The organism is Eubacterium sp. MSJ-33 (assembly GCF_022174665.1).
Classification (GTDB): domain Bacteria; phylum Bacillota; class Clostridia; order Lachnospirales; family Lachnospiraceae; genus Coprococcus_C.
Genome location: NZ_CP076562.1, coordinates 1970501 through 1992795, shown reverse-complemented (window position 1 = coordinate 1992795; position 22295 = coordinate 1970501). Strand labels below are relative to the sequence as shown.

The following is a 22295-nucleotide window of genomic DNA, read 5'->3' as shown; positions in this document are numbered from 1 at the left end:
ACAAATCCTTCCTGTCTCAACTTGAAGATATTCAGAGTCTCAAAACACAGATTTTTGAAATAGACATTAAGATGGATGAACTAGACAAGACGAAGGATATTTATGCATTCAAGACAAATTCCAGAAAAAGTGTATTTTCTCCGGTCACAAATGATGGTGTCGATACCGAACGCAACAAAATCATCCAGGAACAGATCAAGGATCTGCAATCAGTAAAAGAGACATTGACGTTAAAGCTCCGCAGTATGGAACTTCAATTAAATAAGCTTCGTCAATATCTCGAAGCTTTAAATAATGCAGAAGACGCGCTCTCTTCTTTCGAGCCTCGCTATACAACTGACGATCCCGATCATACAGATCATTATGGATTTACATTTCTTCAGGACGACGCGAAGGAAGACATTTCCGCTCATGGTTACAATATCCTCATGCTGGATGCTTATGACCGCGCACTAACACAAACGATTCTGGATAAACAGATAAAAACGGGATTGGAATCAATCAGCAACAAATTGGACATGATAAACTATCTGATAGGAACAGATGTTGGCAGAGCCAAACTAACGCTGCAGGAAATTATTCACAATACCCACCAATTGACCAATACGATTGACGATGTTGAAGAAAACATGAACCGATTCTCCACATCAGATAAACCTTTAAAGGAACAACTGGAACTTTACTTAAATGAATTCAAGCAGAAAAATCCGAAGCTTCAAATCTCTGCTTCCGTGGAAACAGCCGATGCAGGAATTACATATCATCCGGTGTTTAACATTAACTTCATGCGCTTAATACAGATATTTTTTGATAATATTGCATGTCATGCAGAAGCATCGAATGTAACTGTGAAAGCCAGCCTGACGCCGAATATGGCTGAAGTTATCCTGTCCGATGATGGTATAGGTATCAAAGATACTTATTTGGAAGACAGCCCTTGGTACAGCAGTCTGCATAAGGCAAAAGAGATTCTGTATATGCTCTGTGGCAAACTGGATATCTCCGGGGATGTCATGTCGGGTACAACCGTGAAATTCAGTTTTCCGATTCAACAATAAAAGTAAACAATAAAGGAGTTTATATATTATGAAAAACAAGATTGTAGAATTAATTGCTGCAAATATCGAAGGATTAACCGCAGCCGAGATTGCAGACCTGATTGAGATTCCACCAAAACCAGAGCTTGGTGATTTTGCATTTCCATGCTTCCGTCTGGCAAAGACCATGCGCAAAGCCCCACAAATGATTGCAAACGACATCAAGGAAGCAATCGGCGATGTAGATTTTCTGCAGGAAATTCAGGTACAGGGTGCATACTTAAATTTCTTCGTAAAGAAGGAACTTTTTATCGAAACTATGGTAACTTCTTCTATGGCAGATGATTTCGGAAGTTCTACAGAAGGAAACGGACAGACAATCTGTATCGATTACTCTTCTCCAAATGTTGCAAAGAATTTCCATGTTGGACATCTTCGTACAACGATCATCGGAAACTCTCTGTACAAGATTTACTCCAAACTCGGTTACAAGGTTGTACGTATCAACCATCTTGGTGACTGGGGCACCCAATTCGGTAAGCTGATTGTCGCATACAAGGCATGGGGAAGCGAAGAAGCCGTCAAGAAGGACGGCGTCGCAGAACTGATGAAGCTTTACGTGAAGTTTCACGAAGAAGCTGAGAAGAATCCGGAATTAAACGACGAAGCCCGTGCATGGTTCGCAAAGATGGAACATGGTGACGAAGAAGCGTTGAAGATCTGGCAGTGGTTCAAGGATATCAGTCTGATCGAATACAAGCGTACATATGATCTGCTTGGTATGGACTTCGACTACTATCTCGGTGAGAGCTTCTACCGGGATAAGACAGATGATGTCGTAAAACGACTGACAGATGCAAATCTGCTGACAGAGAGCGAAGGTGCAAAGATTGTGGACTTAGACGCTTATGATATGGCCCCTTGTCTGATTCTCAAAAACGACGGCAGCTCCATCTATGCAACACGTGATATCGCAGCTATCTTCTACCGTAAAGAAACATACAACTTCGTAAAATGTCTGTATGTAACCGGACAGGAACAGAAGCTTCATTTTAAGCAAGTATTCAAAGTCGTAGAATTACTTGGAAATGAATGGGCAAAGGACCAGTTAGTGCATATCCCTTATGGACTTGTCAGCTTAGAAGGCGCCAAGCTTTCCACTCGTAGTGGAAATATTATCTATGCAGAAGATATTCTTCTCGAAGCAATTGCGAAGATCAAAGAGATCATCAACGAAAAGAATCCGGATCTTCCAGACAAAGATGAGACAGCCAAGAAAATTGGTGTTGGTGCTGTATTGTTCAACGACCTTTATAACCAGCGTATCAAGGATGTCTCCTTCAAATGGGAGAAGCTCCTGAACTTTGATGGTGAAACCGGTCCATATGTACAATATACACACGCAAGATGCTGCAGTATCTTGAAAAAGCTGGATGGATTTACACCATCCGCAGATATCGATTACAGTGTATTGACAGATGTAGAGGCAATGGAATTATTGAAAGAGATTAACCGATTCCCGAAGGTTGTCAAAGACGCCTCTGAACGGTATGAGCCTTCCGCAGTTGCCAGATTTGCAGTTGATGTTGCGCAGGCATTCAACAAATTCTACAACGCATGTCGTATTCATGTAGAGGAAGAAAATGTACGTAACGCACGTGCAACACTCGTTTACATCACAAAGAAAACAATCAAAGACGCAATGGAATTGCTTGGTATTGATTGCCCGGAACAGATGTAAGAATCTGATATGATTGCTTAAAATAATATCAAACATATAACAGGAAAAGAGTCGAGAAGAGCCGGATGAGTTTTTCATTCGGCTCTTTTCCATAATTGTTTCTATCCCTTTTCTTATATAATAAGTAGCTTTTACTTTTGTCTACATGTGTGTCAAAACAAACACATCCGTTTCTATCCACTCTATATTGTACTTGTTAATTCTTTAATACAATATATATGTTTTTATGCGAAGTTATCAACAATTTTGTGCGTCTACTCGCTGATTTATCCACATTTTTGTGTATAAGTTGGTGGATATTATAATTTTATCCACATTTAATGTTTCTGTATACTGTGGATAACTTTCGTTTCACGTGAAACAATGAATTAAAGTCATTTGATATTCAATATCTAAAGGAAATAGATGTCATATTTTTTATCTTTATATGTTTCACGTGAAACATATAAATTTATTTTATATAATTACGATACGTATACATTTTCATTACAAATATTAGTTAATTATAAAATATTATTTTCGATGTAGTTCTAAATGTTTCACGTGAAACATTATAGAAAATTAAATTTGTAAAGAGTCATTATGAAGTTATAAATTTATTAAAGAAATTATATAGTGTTAGAAATTGTTGAATTTAAGTTTGATAATTATATAATTTGGTTATTTTAAAGTAATTTTTTACAAGCCGTTATATATCAATGTTTCACGTGAAACATATTTCTATTTTCATAATTATTAAAAGATATATAATTATCAAAACACTTATAACAAAAAACTTATATATTATCATTATAAAAAGCAGATTCAATTATTTCTTCATAAAATTATAAATATAGTTCATATAATTTAGACACATGAATTTATATTGGTTATTAGTGATCCGGAAATTTGTTTTATATTAACAGATTTATTTCAATATAATTTTTGATTTTACGTATCCAATCAGATATATTCAAATTAAATAAAATGTATTTATTTTCCTACCATATTGTTTCACGTGAAACATTTTTATATTTGATTTTTCACATGCATATAACTTGCTTTTTATGTTTCACGTGAAACAATATATAGTCTAACTTTGTTCAAATGTTATTTGTAGTATATTTTCATACGCAAAAACAAACTATAACGTATAATTTTTTCTTTATTAAAGCCTATTTTCATAAATTTTTTCACACATTTTCCATACATATTGTTAGTTTCGCGAGCTTAAATCTATATATTGTACCACCAAAACATTTTTACCCATATTTTGATATAGCGAAAGATGTCAGGTAGTGCTATAATAACTATTATATGTGGAGGTTTTTATGGGAAGAATCATTGCAGTCGCCAACCAAAAAGGCGGCGTAGGAAAAACAACAACATCTATCAATCTTGCTGCATGTCTGGCCGAAAAAGGGAAAAAGGTATTGGCTGTTGATATGGATCCACAGGGCAATCTGACAAGCGGACTCGGTATCGATAAGAATACCTTGGAATACACGATTTATCATGCCATGAGTGGGGAAATCAACGTTGGAGAATGTATGATTGTTCATCCATTAGAGCACGGTCTGGATTTAAGTGTTCTTCCAGCAAATCGTGATCTGGCCGGAGCAGAGGTAGAATTGGTCGATGTAGAAGATCCACAGCATATACTGAAGAATCTTTTAAAAAGCGTAAAGAAGAAATATGATTTTATCATCATTGATTGTCCACCGGCGCTTGGCATGTTGACAATCAATTCCATGACTGCAGCAGATACTGTTCTGGTTCCAATCCAATGTGAATTTTTTGCACTGGATGGACTGTCACAGCTCATATACACGATTAATCTGATTAAAAAGAAGCTAAACAAATCCCTTGAAATCGAGGGTGTTGTGTTTACGATGTACGATGCGCGTACGAATCTTTCTTTGGAAGTCGTAGAAAACGTCAAGAATAATTTGGATCAGTTTATATACAAAACCATTATTCCGAGAAATGTACGACTGGCAGAAGCCCCTAGTTTCGGTCTTCCTATCAATCTATATGATAGCCGTTCATCCGGTGCACAGGGATATCGGGATCTTGCAGACGAAGTAATCAACAATAAACTATACGCAAAATTATAAAAACACCTATTTTAGAGGAGGACGCAATGGCACCAAAGCGAGGATTAGGTCGTGGACTAAGTAATTTAATTCCGACAGATGATACAATTGAAGATGTCAGCACAAAGACATCCAAACAGGCAAAGGCAAGTACAACTGCGAAAACAGAAGTCATAAAAAAAGTAGAGCAGACATTAAATATCAATCGAATTGAACCGAATAAGAATCAGCCCCGAAAAGAATTTAATGAAGATGCATTGCAGGAGCTGGCAGAATCGATCAAACAGTTTGGCGTAATCGAACCTCTCGTCGTAGTAAAGCGCAAAGGCTACTATGAGTTGATTGCAGGTGAACGACGTTGGAGAGCTGCACGATTAGCAGGTTTAAAAGAAGTTCCTGTCGTTATCAAAGATTACGATGATCAGCAGATTGTTGAGATCGCATTGATTGAGAATATTCAGCGAGAAGACTTAAATCCAATTGAAGAGGCTCATGCTTATGAACGCCTGATTGAAGAATTTCATCTGACACAGGACGAAGTTGCAGAACGTGTATCAAAGAGTCGTACAACTGTAACAAACGCACTCCGCCTTCTAAAACTCACAGATAAAGTACAGCAGATGTTGATTGATGATATGCTTTCAACCGGACATGTCCGTGCACTCATTACAATTACGGATCCACAGCTGCAGTATGAGACAGCGATGTATATTTTTGATAAGAAACTTTCCGTACGTGAGACAGAAAGCTATGTCAAAAAATTATTAAATAAAAAACCAAAAGAAAAATCATCCGAGAAAGAGGATCCTGAGCTTTCTTTCTTATACAAAGCAATTGAGAACCGCTTGAAAGAATCTCTTGGTACAAAGACAACCATCAAGGCAAAGACGAGAGAATCAGGAAAAATTGAAATTGAATATTACTCGCAAGAGGATTTAGAGCGCATTACACAGTTGCTCGCACAATAAAAACGAAAAGAGGGAACTTCATGGAAGAGGCTAAGATATTGGGTATGAAGATGTCTTCTGCTGTCACAATCCTTTGTATTCTGGTGGTTTTACTCATATTTCTAACCATTTTTATCATTCATAAAATGAATGTCATGGCAAGAAAATATGAAGCACTGATGAGTGGAAAAAAAGGAGCGGATCTGGAGAAAATCATTCGAATTCGTTTTAAAGAGATGGATCAGATCAAGTCAAATGCCAGACGTGTATCAAAGGAGCATCGACAGATTAAAAAGCATCTGTCTTCCTGTATCAGTAAATATGCACTTGTAAAATATGATGCGTTTGACAAGATGGCCGGCAAATTGAGTTTTGTCATTGCTTTACTGAATGATGATAATTCTGGTATTTTGCTCAACTCCATGCATTCACGCGAAGGTTGTTTCACGTATGCAAAGGAGATTGTAAATGGTGAATCTTATATCCAGCTGTCATCAGAAGAAAAAGAAGCTTTAGAGCAGGCGAAAACGGTAGAAGAAGAAATACAGGATATGACAAAGGAAACAGAATTTGAAGATAGTGATGGTAATTTGAATTTTGATGTATAAAAGCATTTTATTTTATATGAAAGCACTATTTCTGATATAAATTTTTCAAAGAATATTTTAAACTATTATTATAAACAAGAAAGGACGACAATTATGTTAGACATTAAATTTGTTCGTGAAAACCCAGATGCTGTAAAGGAGAATATCAAAAAGAAGTTTCAGGATGCGAAGCTTCCTTTAGTAGATGAAGTTATCGAACTTGACAAGCAGGCAAGAGCACTTCAGCAGGAAGCAGATGAACTTCGTGCAAAGAAGAATGCCATTGCAAAACAGATTGGTGCATTGATGGCACAGGGCAAAAAAGAAGAAGCAGAAGAAGTCAAAAAAGAAGTAGCTAAGAATGCTGCTCGTCTTGCAGAACTTGAGCAGAAGGAGCCACAGGTTCGCGAAGAGTTGAAGAAGAAAATGATGGTTATCCCGAACATCATTGACCCAACTGTTCCAATCGGTAAAGACGATACAGAGAACGTAGAACTGGAGCGTTTTGGTGAGCCGGTTGTTCCGGATTTCGAAGTTCCTTATCATACAGATATTATGGAGAAGTTAAACGGCATTGATCTTGACAGTGCAAGAAAGGTAGCTGGAAATGGATTCTACTATTTGATGGGGGATATCGCAAGATTGCACTCTGCTGTTATCAGCTATGCAAGAGATTTCATGATTGACCGTGGATTTACATACTGTGTACCACCTTTCATGATCCGCAGTAACGTTGTAACCGGTGTTATGAGCTTTGCAGAGATGGATGCCATGATGTATAAGATTGAGGGAGAGGATCTCTATCTCATTGGTACAAGTGAGCACTCTATGATTGGTAAGTTCATCGACACAATGACTCCGGAAGAAGAACTTCCTAAAACTCTGACAAGCTACTCTCCATGTTTCCGTAAAGAAAAGGGAGCACATGGTATTGAGGAACGTGGTGTTTATCGTATTCACCAGTTTGAGAAACAGGAAATGATTGTTGTCTGCAAACCGGAAGATAGCAAGATGTGGTTCGATAAGTTATGGAAGAATACGGTTGATCTGTTCCGTTCTATGGATATTCCGGTTCGTACAATCGAGTGCTGTTCTGGTGATCTGGCAGATTTGAAGGTAAAATCATATGATGTAGAAGCATGGTCTCCACGTCAGAAAAAATATTTTGAGGTTGGTAGCTGTTCAAACCTCGGTGATGCACAGGCGCGTCGTCTTGGCATCAAAGTAAAGGGCAAAGACGGAAAATATTTTGCTCATACTTTAAACAATACAGTTGTTGCTCCACCACGTATGCTGATTGCATTCTTAGAGAACAATCTGAACGAAGATGGAAGCATCAATATCCCTAAGGTACTTCAGCCTTATATGGGTGGTAAGACAAAAATCAGCTAATTTATTTTCCATACGGAAAAATTGGAGGTAGTATGCATACATATCTACGTGCGATTGGCTTTAGTCAATGTAAAAACAGACAGCAATTGGAAGATATTTATCGTCACACGTTGAATACTCCAAACCGTAAAATTATGACTACAATCAGTATTGATACTTCACTGTTGCAGTTTGAAAAAGATTTTGGTAAGAATTTCGGACTCTCGCTCATTGGCGAATATGATATCAAAGGTGCTTTATCAATTGAACATTATTTTCCTTATCTGAAAGGACAAAAATCCATGCATTTTGAGAATATCACGATTCAGAAGCAGACAGATAAAGAAAGCTATGCGGGAGTCTGTGAAGATTACCATCTTGGTATGACGATTATATTCTATGTCATCAATATCGCAGACTATGCCAAATCCAAATGGTTGAATTACTCAAACCGACAGATTACCAATGTAAAATTCTCTGCCTTGTCAGTCGAAGGAACAATTTTACTTGGCATGCATCATTCAAAATATCAGATAGCTATTGAATCCAAAGGTTTGAATCGCAGGAATAAGCTGCTCGATGCGGCCAGAGGCGGAGATACAGATGCCATGGAACAACTGACCTATGATGAGATGAATACCTATACATCTATTTCCTCAAGAGTAATAAAAGAAGATATTCTCTCTATCATTGATACAAGCTTTATGCCTTGTGGTGTAGAATGCGATCATTATATGATCATCGGCAATATTCTTTCTGTCGAAAAACTACAGAATGCGTACAGCAAAGAAATTATATATAATTTATTGATTGAAGCAAATGGACTTATAATCAATGTTGGTATCAATGAGGCAGATCTGCAGGGGGAACCAAAAGTTGGACGGCGGTTTCGGGGAGAAATCTGGTTGCAGGGTACCGTAACTATTTAACCAACTATATGTTACGAAAGGAGAAGCAAATGTATTTAGTATTTGATGTTGGTGGAACTTTTGTAAAATATGCGTATATGACAATTGATGGAGAAATCAAGGAAAAAGGAAAATATCCAACTCCTGATTCAAATAAGCAGGATGTTTCAGAATTTGTAGAGTCACTTGGTCGTGTCTACGACTCCTTTAAAGAAAAAGGTGTAGAAGGAATTGCCATGTCCATGCCTGGGCTGATTGACACAGAACATGGATTTATAAGAAATGGTGGTGCACTTAAATATCTAAAAGATGTTGCTCTGGGTGATCTACTGAGCAAACGCTGTGATGGTATCCGGATTTCCATGGAAAATGATGCCAAATGTGCAGCACTCGCTGAAGTATGGATGGGAAATGCCAAGGGTTGTAAGAATGCGGCGGTCGTAATTCTCGGAACCGGTATCGGTGGAGGTATCGTCATTAACGGTCGTGTTCATCGTGGTAACGATTTGAGTGCCGGAGAATTATCTTATATCTTCTCTGATTTTATGACAAGAAAAAATGTGGATAGAATTTTTGATCTGGATTCCATTCATGACATGGAGGAAGAATATGAGAAGCTTCCTTTCCTATGGGCAACTTCTTTTTCCACACGTGCTTTCTGTTATCAGGTAGCTGTTGCCAAAGGAATTAACCCGAAAGAATTTGATGGAGAAAAATTATATCAGTTAGCAGAAGAAGGAGATCCTGTTGTTGTTGATATGCTGGAAGATTTTTATTTTATGACCGCAAAAAATCTTTTTGCAATCAATGCTATTGTAGACCCTGATATTATTCTGCTTGGTGGTGGTATCAGTGCACAGCCGAAATTCATAGAAGGTGTAAAACGTTATGTTGAGAAGATGCGGAAGATCAGTATGATTTCAAATTTCATTCATGTAGATGTCTGCAAATTTGGAAATGATTCGAATCTGCTTGGTGCACTCTACACATTCCGTCAGATGCACCTGGAAAATAAACAATAAAAAATGTTCCCGAGGCGATTCGAACGCCCGACCTACCGCTTAGGAGGCGGTTGCTCTATCCTGCTGAGCTACGGAAACAAATCGTAATATATTTTATAATATTTTTGATAGGAGGTCAATATCCATGATTTTAAAAAAATTAAAACCAATGCCAAAAGATTTTCTGTGGGGTGCATCTACCAGCGCATATCAGGTTGAAGGAGCGAACCTGACACATGGAAAAGGACCAAGTGTACAGGATATCAAGAAGGTACCGGAAGGCACCAGTGAATTGGATGTGTGTGCTGATTTCTATCATCACTACAAAGAAGACATCGCATTAATGGCAGAGATGGGATTTAAAACATTCCGTTTTTCCATTGCATGGTCCCGTATTCTTCCGGAAGGAACCGGAGCCATCAATCAGGAGGGTATTGATTTCTACAATAATGTTATCAATGAATGTCTGAAATACAACATTGAGCCACTTGTTACGATGTTCCATTTTGATCTTCCGGCAGCTCTTGAAAAGAAAGGCGGATGGTCAAGAAGAGAGAGCGTTGAGGAATTTGTTAACTTCGCAAAGATTCTCTACGAGAACTATGGTGATCGTGTAAAATACTGGCTGACGATCAATGAGCAAAACATGCTTACCTTAGTTGGTGATCTGATTGGTACTTGCAACTTAGATGGCGTAGAAAATAAATACAAAAAATTATATCAGGAAAACCATCATATGTTGTTAGCTCAGGCAAAGGCTATGGCTCTGTGTCATGAAATGGTACCGGATGGAAAGATTGGACCTGCTCCAAATATCTCCCTGATCTATCCGGCAAGCTGTAAACCTAAGGATGTATTAGCAGCACAGAACTTCAATGCAATCCGTAACTGGCTGTATCTTGATATGGCAGTTTACGGTCGTTACAACAATCTCGTCTGGGCATTCTTAGAAGAGCATGATGCTACACCTGTTATTGAAGATGGTGACATGGATATTATGGCAAGTGCACATCCAGACTTTATAGGATTTAACTACTACTCAACCGGTACTGTAGAATGGGACGACTCTTCCATCGACAGCACTGGAAAATCAGATCAGCAAAGTGCTGGAAGTGAATCGGGTGTCTATAAAGCTTATCCAAATCCAAATCTGCTTCACACGGAATTCGGCTGGGAGATTGACCCGGATGGTTTCCGTGCAACGATGCGTGAGATCTACAGCCGATATCATCTTCCAATGATTGTCACAGAGAACGGTCTTGGTGCTTACGATAAACTGACAGAAGATGGCAAGGTACACGACCCATATCGTATCGAATACTTAAGAAAGCATATTGAGCAGATCAGGCTTGCATACTCAGAAGGCGTAGAGATAATGGGATATTGTCCATGGTCAGCGATTGACCTTGTATCTACCCATGAAGGTGTCGTAAAACGTTATGGATTTATCTATGTAAACCGTGATGAATTTGATTTGAAGGATCTTGCAAGATATAAGAAGGATTCCTTCTACTGGTACAAGAAGGTCATCGAGACAAACGGAGAAGATCTGTCTGATTAATATTTAGATTTACTAACATAGTAGAAACGGGGGACGCATATGAACCGTAAATCAAGCGCAACACTTACAATCAGCGCCGTCGCCTTTATTGCGGCGCTGCTGATTGATTTATATTTAATACTGGTTTATCCTTCTATGATTCAGGTGATTATCGCAGTATCTCTGATTGTAGTTGTGGATACTTATTTTCTGGTAGATGGAATTCTGGCAAAAGTTGATGAAATAGCATTTCTGAATCTTGACAAACAAAATGAACTCACCAAGGTCGAAAAGGGTATTTATTCGGTTGCTAAAAGAGAAGAAGTCTCCAGAACACAAAGTATGTCAGCCATTCTTGATATGATGCTTGAAATGAAAGATGACAATTCTAAATTGTTATCTGAAATTCGTGATGACAATTCCAAGCATATGAAGGATTTGATGGAACAGGATAAACTGATGACAAAAATTCAGTTAAAGAAAGATGCGGATAATACAGACCGTGTCGTAAGCAGCACGGAAAAAATGGCTGTTTTGATTACAAAAATGGCAACCGCAAATTCCAGATCTTCCAACGAAACGATTGAAATCTTAAATGATATCTGCAAAGAACTGGAACAGCGAAACGGAAAAATTGAAGATGAAAATGACTATTCTCACCTTCGTATAATGGATAAGGCAGAATAAACATGAACTATATTATATTTGATTTGGAATGGAATCAATGTTGCGGGGGCAGAGAAATGGAAAATCCCCGTATGCCATTTGAAATCATAGAAATCGGTGCAGTAAAACTGGACAAAAAATTTAATATTATTGATACATACTCCAGTATAATAAAGCCAAAGCTGTATAAGAAGTTGCAGCCACACATCAAAACAATTCTCAATTATGACGAATCCACTCTTCGAAAAGGACGTCCTTTTGATATGGTATACCGCGAATTTATAAAGTGGTGTGGTGAAGATTATATCTTTGGAACATGGGGATCCATGGATCTGAACATCTTACAGACAAACATGGATTATTATTATTTGAAGCCCATGCCAGTTCCTTTAAAGTTTTACAATGTACAGCAGATTTATGCAGATATGTATGATGAAGACGGTAAGATTGTGAAGTTGAAAAAAGCAGTGGAACATCTGAAAATAGAAGTAGAAGAGGATAAACCATTTCACAGTGCAGTCAATGATGCATACTATACCGGACTTGTACTAAAAACAATGTCACCAAGAGATCTCGCAGATCGGTATTGTTACGATATCTATAACAACCCAAAAGATAAAAAAGATGAAATTATCTCACACCATAAGCATTACTTAGAGCATATCTCCAGAGAATATCATTGCAAAGAGGAGGCAATCTCAGACATAGAGCTGATGGCTCCGATCTGTTATCGCTGCGGTAAGAGATTATCACCAAAAGTAAAATGGTTTGCAAATACACCAAACTCCTACACCTGTGTTGGTAAATGCTGGCATCATGGACTGGTAAGTGGCAAGATTCGATTTAAACAATCAAGAAACAATAATATATTTGTCATTAAAACAATGATTCCAACCGATAAAAAAGGTCTGGAATCAATAAAAGAACGACAGGACGAACTTCGGATAAGGCGTCAGACAAAGCGTCATAATTAAAACAAACAACCCCTTGGCTTATATGCCGAGGGGTTGTTTGCTTGCAGTTCCTGCTTTCCGAGGATATGCTTTTGGCGTCTGTTTTTCTTTCTTTATAAACACAAAGCTTCGACTGATATCCGAATCCGGAAGCATCAATTTTTCTATTTTTTCAATCTTACCACCAAGAATTTGAATAGCCTTTTTTCCCTGTGTGATTTCTTCCTCCACCGTTCCGGTCTTATATGGAATAAAATATCCTCCGACTTTCACAAACGGAATACAATATTCCGAAAGTACTGCCATATTCGCGACAGCACGTGAAACGGCAAAATCATATTTTTCACGCATATTCTTATCTCTGGCACCTTCCTCTGCACGCCCATGTACCGCTGTTATCTCTTTTAACTTTAATGTATCAATCATTTCCTGTAAAAATTTGATACGTTTATTCAGGGAATCAAACAACGTCACCTGCAGATTTGGAAATGCAATTTTCAAAGGAATACCCGGAAATCCCGCACCGGTACCAACATCTATAATCTTATATTCTTTTTCCCACAGCTTTACATATCGGGCAAGTGCAAGACTGTCTATAAAATGCTTCAATATGACATCTTCCCGTTCCGTAATTGCAGTCAGGTTCATGACTTTGTTTTTCTCAATCAGTCGGTCATAATACTGTTCAAACTGAGCCAGCTGTACATCTGTCAAAAGCACTTGACCTTCTGTAATCTGTTCTACATAATCTTTTATTTTTTCCATATTCTATATTCCTATGCCTGCTTCTTTGTCTCGAGATAAATCATCAGTACCGACACATCCGCTGGTGATACACCGGAAATACGAGATGCCTGTCCAAGTGAAGTCGGTCTGATAGTTGATAACTTCTGTCTGGCTTCTTTTCGAAGATTTGCAACATCATCATAATTAATATCATCGGGAATCTGCTTTCTCTCCATCTTCTGAAAATGTTCAACCTGTTGTCTTTGACGACTGATATAGCCATCGTATTTGATTGCAATATTAATTTGTTCAACTACCTCATCATCCAAAGTAATCTTATCTGTCGTATCAATATCTAATAAAATACGATATGCTTCCTGTCTGCCGGTATCTAATTCTTCCAATGCCTCATAAGAAAGTTCCGGTCTGCGGATAAGCTCTGCCAATGTTGCAGCTGTTCCAAGAGAAGAACTTCCATGCTTTTCCAGAAATTCCTGTACATGTTTATTTGCACCAACCGATATTTCATTCATACGTGCGATTTCTGCATTGATTTGTCTGCGTTTTTCACAAAATTTCTCATAACGTGTTTCGTCAATCAAACCAATCTCATGTCCGATATCTGTCAATCTCAGATCTGCATTATCCTGACGTAGAAGTAACCTATATTCTGCGCGGCTTGTCATCATACGATATGGTTCCTGCGTCTCCTTTGTAACCAGATCATCAATCAAAACCCCAATATATGCCTGTGATCGGTCTAAGATTACAGGTGGTTTATTCTGCAGTTTCCGCGCAGCATTGATACCTGCCATGATACCTTGTGCAGCTGCTTCCTCATATCCTGAACTGCCATTGATCTGACCTGCACTGAACAATCCATCCATATCTTTAAATTCCAGATTTGCCTTCAGGTTCGTTGCATCAATACAATCATATTCGATTGCATATGCATTTCTTACAATTGCCACATGCTCCAAACCCGGTACCGTATGAATCATCGCATATTGCACATCCTCCGGCAAAGAAGAAGACATGCCACCCATATACATCTCATTTGTGAATTCACCCTCCGGCTCAATAAATAACTGATGTCGGTCTTTATCCGGAAACTTCATAACCTTATCCTCGATAGAAGGACAGTATCTTGGTCCTGTTCCCTCTATAAATCCGGAGAAGAGTGGAGAACGGTCAATATTATCCCTTATAATCTTATGTGTTTCTTCGTTCGTATAAGTCAGCCAACAGGAAATCTGATCACGTTTGATATCTTCCTCTTTATTCGTAAACGAAAATGGAACGATATGTTCATCACCCTTTTGCTCCGTCATCTTGGAAAAATCTATTGTCTTTTTGTCCAATCTCGCTGGTGTACCTGTCTTAAACCGACGAATAAAAATACCTGCATCCTTCATAGAATCAGACAAGTGATTTGCCGCTGATAATCCATTCGGACCTGTATAATTCACCACATCCCCATAGATACACCGTGCCTTCAGATAGGTTCCTGTACACAAAATAACTGTTTTTGCATGATATACAGCTCCGGAATACATACGAACACCACAGATAATCTTCTGATCCTTCATCTCATCGGTAATCTTCGTATCATATAAAAGCTCTGCAACTTCTCCCTGACGGAGTGTCAGATGTTCCTGATTCTGTAATGTCAAACGCATCTGTTTTGTATATTCACCTTTATCTGCCTGAGCGCGTAACGAATGAACAGCAGGGCCTTTCGATACATTCAGCATCTTACTTTGAATATAGGTCTTATCAATATTTTTACCCATCTCACCGCCTAATGCATCAATTTCACGCACCAGATGTCCTTTGGAGCTTCCACCGACATTCGGGTTACATGGCATTAAAGCAACGCTGTCCATACTAATTGTAAACAGAATGGTTTCAAAACCGAGTCTTGATGCAGCTAATGCAGCTTCACAGCCCGCATGACCGGCACCAACGACAATAATATCATATTCTTCCTCTATATATTTTTTTTCCACAATAAAATCCTCTTATAAAGCCAATTTTGAATATTTATTTTCTCATAGAGTCATACAATATTACACAATTCTATGCAGACGCGCTTTCGCTCACTTCCACACGCAGCGGACACTAAACTCACAGTGAAAAAACACACTGTTCGTTAAGTGCCGGCGTGTTCCAATGGTCTGCATATAAATTGGTAAATATTGCATGACTCTGAATATACGTTATTTCTTCAAAATTGGCTATCTACAGTTTTCTTAAAATTATATTTCAACTACAATTTTAACTTATTAATTATACCTTGTGACAAGGAAAAAGAAAAGGTATAATAGAGGAAATTGTGATTTTCCCGTATGTTGATGCATTCACATGCGGGTACCTTATTGAAAATATATGGAAAGGTGTTTGATTATGGGTGAAACGATTGCTGCGATTGCAACCGGGATGGGAGATTCTGGCATTGGAATTATTCGAATTAGTGGAGATACTGCGTTACAGATTGTAAATCAGATATTTCAACCGGCAAATAAAAATAAAACAATTTTAAATATGGATAGCTATACCGCAGCTTACGGGAAGATTATCTATGAAGATGAGCTTTACGATGAAGCAATTGCACTCGTTATGCATGCACCAAAGACATACACAACAGAAGATATTGTGGAATTAGATTGTCATGGTGGTATCACTGTTTTAAAACGTGTACTGGATTTATTGATTCGGCTTGGTGTCAGACCTGCAGAACCGGGTGAATTTACAAAGCGTGCATTTCTAGGTGGAAGAATAGATATGTCACAGGCAGAATCTGTTATGGATCTGATTCATGCAAAAAATAATATGGCAGCCAAATCATCTCTCCTCCAACTTCGCGGAGAACTAAAGACCGTCATTACAGATTTGCGTGATACTTTACTTTATAACATTGCATATATCGAATCTGCTTTAGATGACCCGGAAAATTATTCATTGGATAACTTTCCACAGCAATTACATGACACTGTGGATAACATGTTGATAACAGTAAATCATTTACTGTCAACCAGTGAAAATGGACGTATTATTAAAGAAGGTATCCGTACAGTAATTGTGGGTCGTCCGAATGCAGGAAAATCGTCTGTCCTGAATATGTTATTAGGTGAGGAACGAGCAATCGTAACAGAGGTTGCCGGAACGACCAGAGACACACTTGAAGAACTGGTCAACATTGATGGAATTACGCTAAATATCGTAGATACAGCGGGTATTCATGATACGGAAGATATCGTGGAAAAAATCGGTGTTACAAAAGCAATGACAACAATTTCTGATGCAGATCTGATTCTTTATATTGTTGATGGTACCTGTGAATTAAGTGAGGATGATAGCAAAATCATGGATGCAATTCAGGGTAAAAAAGTGATTACTCTCATCAATAAAAATGATCAAAATCTGATTGTGGATAAATTGGGGATAACTTCAAAATTAGACACAAAAATACTGGAAATATCAGCAAAAGAAGGTACTGGAAAAGACCTTCTCCATGAAAGCCTGAAATCCATGTTTTTCAACAATGAAATCAATTATAATGACGAATTATACATAACGAATGTCCGCCATAAATCATTACTATATGATACAAAAGAAAGCCTGAACAAAGTGATAGAAAGCATTGATCTGGGAATGGGAGAGGACTTCTTCACAATTGATCTGATGTCCGCCTATACAAGCCTTGGCAAAATCATCGGTGAAGAACTTGAAGACGATCTCGTCAACAAGATATTCTCTGAATTCTGCATGGGTAAATAAGGGACACATATCTAACAAAGGGTAATTCATAATAGAATAAAGATAATAAATTAATAAGGTAACCATAAAATTTCAATTATATTCTTAATGTAAATTAATAATTGCAAAACACAATCAATACTTGAATTCATATATTTCAATATGAATTCATTCAACTACTACTATGTTTTGCAATTATTTCAACTCACTAAAAAAGGATAACCGTTTTTCAACGATTATCCTTTTTATAATTAAGCATTTTTCTTCAAGTAGATAACAACCTTACGATAAGGTTCTTCCCCTTCACTTCTGGTAGCTACATATTTATCATTCTGAAGAGCAGAATGGATAATTCTTCTCTCATAAGGATTCATAGGCTCCAGAGTAAATGGTCTTCTTGTTCTCTTAACCTTGAATGAAATATTCTTTGCAAGATTTTCCAATGTATCTTTTCTTCTTGCACGATAATTCTCTGTATCAAGCTTTACGCGAATATAAGATTCACTCTTTTTATTTACGAACAAGCTGATCAGATACTGCAGAGAATCCAATGTTTGTCCACGTTTACCAATCAGGATACCCATATCCGGACCTTCCACGTCAATATCCATGGTTGCTTCTGCTTCATCGTAATTGATTGTAACCTTTGCTTCAATATCCATTGCCTTGAACAGATTATCAAGGTATTCCTGAATATCATCTAAGAAGCTTTCCTTTTTCTTTGCTTTGATGATTGCCGGCTTCGCACCAATTCCCAAAAAACCGGATGTACCTTTCTCCACTACTTCATACTCAAGATCGGAGCTGACACAACCGAGTTCTGTGGATGCAAGTGTAATTGCTTCCTCGACAGTCTTAGCCTTAAACTCTCTATATTCCATCTTTACTCCTATTATTACTTATCCTTGTCGTTATTATAATTCTGCATAATGTTTGCTTTCGATGCAAGAGATCCCGTACGATACTTTGTACCTGAATTATCTCCAGATTTCATAGTATTTGACGTATAACTCTTTAAACTTGCATTCGTAACACTGTTTGTTGCTTTTCCTTCATCTGATGACTGTCCGCCACCATAAGCAGCTTCTGTCATTCTCTCCATAAAGGATTTTTTGTTTTTCTTCTTCTTTTTGGCATTCTTTTTTGCAGCTTTTGCCATACTCTTTTCCAGTATCTTATCCATATCACAATGCTTAAAGTAAGCATTTGTACAAATCGTTGTTATGAATGAAATAAATGCACCAACTGCCCAGTAAAGACCAACACCACAAGGTACATTGACGCAGACAAAGAATGAGAAGATAGGCATGATATACATCATGGTTTTCATAGTTCCCATTGTTGCCTGTTGTGCCGGATCATCGGAAGTCTGAACATTCGTTACCTTCATACTCAAAAACTGGAAGATGAGTGATAATACCGGAATAATAATAGCTGCACGAAATGCAAAACCTGGAACTTCTGTAAGATTTAATCCAAAGAAGTTATTTACATGATTGATGTTGTCAACGTTATTATTTATGAGCATTGCATTTACAACATCACCTGTATTTCCAAGTGCATTTGCCAGATTATTCCACATTTTCTCGGAAAAATTAGCAAGCACGTCAATAACGGTATTTGTATTGTTATAATCAATGGAATTCATTGCCAATGCAACCTGCTTACCAGCATCTGCGGTTACAGTTGTTAATGCTTCCTGCGCTTTTGTGTTATTCTGGATTGCAACAGCAATTGGCTTATACATGTCATATACCTTTGGTACATAAGCAGGTATATTCTGAATTACACGATAAAGTGCAAAAAAGATTGGAAGCTGAAGTAAGGATGTCAGACATCCACTTGTCATGCTGACTCCATACTTGCTTTGAATCTCTTTCGTGATTCGCTGCATCTCCATCATTGACTGCTGATCTGTCTTACCTCTGTACTTCTTTGTTGCTTTATTTATTTCCGGCTGAATCATGGAAGAAATTTTACTGGATTTATTCTGCTTGTACATCAAAGGAAAGATAATCAATCGAACAATCAATGTAAACAAAATAATCGCAATACCAATCGACTCTACGCCGATTGCATTCAGTCCACGGTAAAGCAAACTAAGAATGGCTCCTAAAAGCCTCGAAATTGGCTTAATAATAATGCCACCTGACTGTGTTAAAAACATACTGTCCTCCAAAAGTTTACTGTAAGACTTCTCTTACCTATTAAGGAACCGGGTCATATCCACCTTTTGAAAATGGATTGCATCGAAGAATTCTCCATACTGTCAGGGCTGTTCCTTTAAAAAAACCATATTTCTGATATGCTTCAATTGCATAATTGGAACAGGTTGGATAATATTTGCAGTGTCCATATCGTTTCCAAGGTGAAATGTATTTCTGATAAAGATGAATCATCTTAATACACAGTTTCCTCATTCCGTCACCTCCGAAACCATATCCTGTATAACAATCTTATGTTTTTTTGCCAGATGCAGAAATGCTGAATCTATCTCATGAAAAGAAGTTCCCTTCGCGTTCATTCTGGCAACCACTACAAGATCATATCCTGGTTTTAACCGGTATTGGTTTAAACGATAGGTTTCCCTGATTAATCTGGTCAATCGATGTCTGACCACACTATTACCAACTTTTTTGCTAACAGAGATTCCAATTCTACTGTAATCCAAGTTGTTGGCCCTCAGATACATCACTAAATATTTATTGGCAAACGATTCTTTTTGGTTATACACCTTGCCGAACTCTCTGTTATTTTTAAGTGTAACTATATGTCTCATACAATTCTCCACTTAATGAAAAAGGTCACAGTACCTGTGACCTACGCTGATAACTGCTTTCTGCCCTTAGCACGTCTTGCGGCCAATACCTTTCTTCCGTTTGCTGTGCTCATTCTCTTTCTAAAGCCGTGAACCTTAGAACGCTGTCTCTTCTTTGGCTGAAATGTCATTTTCATAATAAAAGTCCTCCTTTTCTACATATTTATGCCCAAAAACTGCATACTCGCCTATTATATTGAAAAATCAGGGTTACGTCAATAGAAGTTATCCACAAATATAAGTAGATATACCCAACTAATTTACATAATGTTATCCACAAATTGTTATTAACTTGTTGATAACCTGTATATTTCATGTTTATTTTTCCACTTTTTATTGATTTTACGCTATTTTTTCTTTACACATTTTTTTAGTCAAATGATATTTTACTTTACATAACATTATTTTCATGAATTATTATTTGTCTTCCAATATTTATGCCTGAAAAATCTCTCAAATCCAAGCTCAAAACTTGCTAAAATTCTTATTTTATTGTAAAATAGAATCCAAGTGTGCGGATATTCAAAAGCATCTTATGAGGAGCAATATATGAAAGATATAAAAGAACTAATAGAATCGAAATGGGAAGAAATTCTGTCTCTTCTGGAAACTGAATACGATATTTCGAATGTTATGATTGATACATGGATTCGTTCTCTGAAAATCTACGAGGTAAAAGACTCCACTTTATACTTTTATGTAGATGAAAAGCTTGGAGTCAATGCTTTAAAGTTTATAAAGCGAAGAGAATATGATGTTTTCTTACTTTCCTCTATCCGGGAAATATTAAACGACAGTATGATTGATATTGTGATTGATGAAAAGAAAAATCTGATTGATAATAAAGAGAATGAAAATGATACGATTCAGGAATCTGATTCCTATCAGGAAGCAGTAAGCAGAAGTAACCTGAGTCCAAAATATACTTTTGATACTTTCATTGTTTGTGATGGAAACAGACATGCACATGCAGCCTGTCTTGCCGTTGCGGACTGCCCAGGAGAAGATGATTACAATCCACTGTTCCTATATGGAAATTCCGGACTCGGAAAAACGCATTTGATGCAGTCTATTGCACATTACATATTAAAAAAGGATGATAAGACAAGAGTTCTTTATGTTCCTTCCGATACATTTACACATGAATTGATTGAGGCTATCAAAAACCACACACAGAACGAATTTCGAGATAAATATAGAAATGTTGACGTTTTACTGATTGATGATATCCAGAATCTGATAAAAAGAGAAAGTATTCAGACAGAATTTTTCAACACATTCAATGAACTTTACAACAATAACAAACAAATTATTCTGTCTTCCGATAAACCACCAAAAGATCTGCAGCCATTGGAAGAACGTATCCGTTCCCGTTTTGCAAGTGGAGTAACCATTGATATTCATGAACCGGATTACGAAACCCGTATGGCTATCTTGAAATCGAAACTGGAAATGTACAACCTCAATGATATTCCGGAGGAAGTTCTTCAATATATTGCAGAGCATGTTACAAATAATATACGTGATCTGGAAGGTGCATTAAAAACTGTTAAAAGTTTCTCTCAGCTTTTGCATGAAAAAATCTCATTGGAAAATGCAAAGGATTCTTTGAAGGATTTGATTAATAATGAAAGCAGCGGAACAATCACAGGTGAAACAATACTAAAAACAGTTTCCGAACATATGAGTATCTCACCGGAAGATATCCGTTCTAAAAAGAGAAGCCAGGATATTGCAACAGCCAGACAGGTTGTTATGTACTTGTCCAGAAAACTTACTGTGATGTCCTTGCAGTCAATTGGAAACATCGTTGGAGGACGTGATCATACAACCGTAATCAATGGCATTAACCGTGTAGAATCAAAAATGAAGGAAGACCAGGCGTTCAGCAATTCGATAGAAACAATTATTAAAAAACTGGACACAAACGCTTAATTATACACATCCTATTGTGGTTTATATGCCTATAACCTGTTGACACTTTTTTGAATCATTCTTATGTAAACTATGATATCAAAAGTTATCAAGGTTCATCCACAGGTTATTTCAGGACTTTCAACAGGGTTATTAAGGTTGATTTTGCTAGTTACAATATGGGTTTATGAGGGTTTTGAACAAATCCACACCCCCTACTACTATAACTACTAATATATATTCTATATTTAT

General features: G+C 37.4%; 20 protein-coding genes and 1 tRNA gene. 13 read left to right on the top strand and 8 right to left on the bottom strand.

The features are described from left to right. The first annotated feature begins 71 nt into the window (after positions 1–71). The 8 genes from KP625_RS09360 to KP625_RS09325 all read left to right on the top strand — a co-directional run bounded on the left by KP625_RS09360 (position 72) and on the right by KP625_RS09325 (position 9688). The gene (locus KP625_RS09360; protein ID WP_238297485.1) at positions 72–1058 is read left to right on the top strand and encodes a hypothetical protein; all 987 of its coding nucleotides are present in this window, start codon (positions 72–74) and stop codon (positions 1056–1058) included. Positions 1059–1086: 28 nt separating this feature from the next. Next, the gene (gene argS / locus KP625_RS09355; protein ID WP_238297483.1) at positions 1087–2778 is read left to right on the top strand and encodes an arginine--tRNA ligase; all 1692 of its coding nucleotides are present in this window, start codon (positions 1087–1089) and stop codon (positions 2776–2778) included. 1310 nt (positions 2779–4088) lie between these two features. Then, entirely contained in the window at positions 4089–4874 is a 786-nt protein-coding gene (locus tag KP625_RS09350) for a ParA family protein (RefSeq protein WP_238297482.1), read from the top strand. A gap of 26 nt (positions 4875–4900) precedes the next feature. Further along, positions 4901–5821, top strand: a complete 921-nt coding sequence (locus tag KP625_RS09345) for a ParB/RepB/Spo0J family partition protein (protein WP_238297481.1) — start codon at positions 4901–4903, stop codon at positions 5819–5821. A 20-nt stretch (positions 5822–5841) separates the two neighbouring features. After that, positions 5842–6408: a DUF4446 family protein gene (locus tag KP625_RS09340; RefSeq protein ID WP_238297480.1), complete on the top strand. Its 567-nt coding sequence runs from the start codon at positions 5842–5844 to the stop codon at positions 6406–6408. A 93-nt stretch (positions 6409–6501) separates the two neighbouring features. After that, complete coding sequence (gene serS / locus KP625_RS09335) at positions 6502–7779, top strand: serine--tRNA ligase (RefSeq protein WP_238297479.1); 1278 nt, start codon at positions 6502–6504, stop codon at positions 7777–7779. 32 nt (positions 7780–7811) lie between these two features. Beyond that, positions 7812–8687, top strand: a complete 876-nt coding sequence (locus tag KP625_RS09330) for a DUF3881 family protein (protein ID WP_238297478.1) — start codon at positions 7812–7814, stop codon at positions 8685–8687. Positions 8688–8716: 29 nt separating this feature from the next. Beyond that, on the top strand, positions 8717–9688 hold the full coding sequence (locus tag KP625_RS09325) for an ROK family protein (protein WP_238297477.1): 972 nt from the start codon (positions 8717–8719) through the stop codon (positions 9686–9688). A 4-nt stretch (positions 9689–9692) separates the two neighbouring features. On the opposite strand, the gene KP625_RS09320 is transcribed toward KP625_RS09325, so the two are convergent. Next, a tRNA-Arg gene (locus KP625_RS09320) sits at positions 9693–9766 on the bottom strand. A 46-nt stretch (positions 9767–9812) separates the two neighbouring features. On the opposite strand from KP625_RS09320, the gene KP625_RS09315 reads away from it, so the two are divergent. From KP625_RS09315 to KP625_RS09305, 3 genes are all read left to right on the top strand, one after another. Beyond that, a complete protein-coding gene (locus tag KP625_RS09315; RefSeq protein ID WP_238297476.1) occupies positions 9813–11228 on the top strand; it encodes a glycoside hydrolase family 1 protein in 1416 nt (471 codons plus the stop codon). A 39-nt stretch (positions 11229–11267) separates the two neighbouring features. After that, positions 11268–11894: a hypothetical protein gene (locus KP625_RS09310; protein WP_238297475.1), complete on the top strand. Its 627-nt coding sequence runs from the start codon at positions 11268–11270 to the stop codon at positions 11892–11894. Between the two features lie 71 nt (positions 11895–11965). Next, positions 11966–12847: a 3'-5' exonuclease gene (locus KP625_RS09305; protein ID WP_238297474.1), complete on the top strand. Its 882-nt coding sequence runs from the start codon at positions 11966–11968 to the stop codon at positions 12845–12847. Between the two features lie 18 nt (positions 12848–12865). Here the strand turns inward: KP625_RS09305 and rsmG are convergent, their stop codons facing one another. After that, a complete protein-coding gene (gene rsmG / locus KP625_RS09300) occupies positions 12866–13591 on the bottom strand; it encodes a 16S rRNA (guanine(527)-N(7))-methyltransferase RsmG (protein WP_238297473.1) in 726 nt (241 codons plus the stop codon). 11 nt (positions 13592–13602) lie between these two features. Next, a complete protein-coding gene (gene mnmG / locus KP625_RS09295; protein WP_370641350.1) occupies positions 13603–15561 on the bottom strand; it encodes a tRNA uridine-5-carboxymethylaminomethyl(34) synthesis enzyme MnmG in 1959 nt (652 codons plus the stop codon). 397 nt (positions 15562–15958) lie between these two features. Between mnmG and mnmE the strand changes: the two genes are divergently transcribed. Further along, positions 15959–17332 (top strand): tRNA uridine-5-carboxymethylaminomethyl(34) synthesis GTPase MnmE, encoded by a 1374-nt coding sequence (gene mnmE / locus KP625_RS09290; RefSeq protein WP_370641349.1) that lies wholly within the window; start codon positions 15959–15961, stop codon positions 17330–17332. Positions 17333–17562: 230 nt separating this feature from the next. Here the strand turns inward: mnmE and jag are convergent, their stop codons facing one another. Genes jag through rpmH form a run of 5 tightly spaced genes read right to left on the bottom strand, consistent with a single transcriptional unit; the run spans position 17563 to position 20266 of the window. Further along, complete coding sequence (jag, locus tag KP625_RS09285) at positions 17563–18192, bottom strand: RNA-binding cell elongation regulator Jag/EloR (RefSeq protein WP_238297471.1); 630 nt, start codon at positions 18190–18192, stop codon at positions 17563–17565. Between the two features lie 14 nt (positions 18193–18206). Next, a complete protein-coding gene (locus KP625_RS09280) occupies positions 18207–19478 on the bottom strand; it encodes a YidC/Oxa1 family membrane protein insertase (protein ID WP_238297469.1) in 1272 nt (423 codons plus the stop codon). A gap of 40 nt (positions 19479–19518) precedes the next feature. Then, the gene (gene yidD, locus KP625_RS09275) at positions 19519–19731 is read right to left on the bottom strand and encodes a membrane protein insertion efficiency factor YidD (protein ID WP_238297467.1); all 213 of its coding nucleotides are present in this window, start codon (positions 19729–19731) and stop codon (positions 19519–19521) included. Further along, a complete protein-coding gene (gene rnpA, locus KP625_RS09270) occupies positions 19728–20090 on the bottom strand; it encodes a ribonuclease P protein component (RefSeq protein ID WP_238297465.1) in 363 nt (120 codons plus the stop codon). The genes yidD and rnpA overlap by 4 nt, the downstream gene beginning before the upstream one ends. 41 nt (positions 20091–20131) lie before the next feature. Then, a complete protein-coding gene (gene rpmH, locus KP625_RS09265) occupies positions 20132–20266 on the bottom strand; it encodes a 50S ribosomal protein L34 (RefSeq protein WP_021984100.1) in 135 nt (44 codons plus the stop codon). Positions 20267–20678: 412 nt separating this feature from the next. Here rpmH and dnaA point away from each other — a divergent pair, with 412 nt between their 5' ends. Continuing rightward, positions 20679–22064 carry a chromosomal replication initiator protein DnaA gene (gene dnaA, locus KP625_RS09260; protein WP_238297463.1) on the top strand — a complete coding sequence of 462 codons (1386 nt, stop codon included), beginning with the start codon at positions 20679–20681 and terminating at the stop codon, positions 22062–22064. Positions 22065–22295 lie beyond the last annotated feature (231 nt).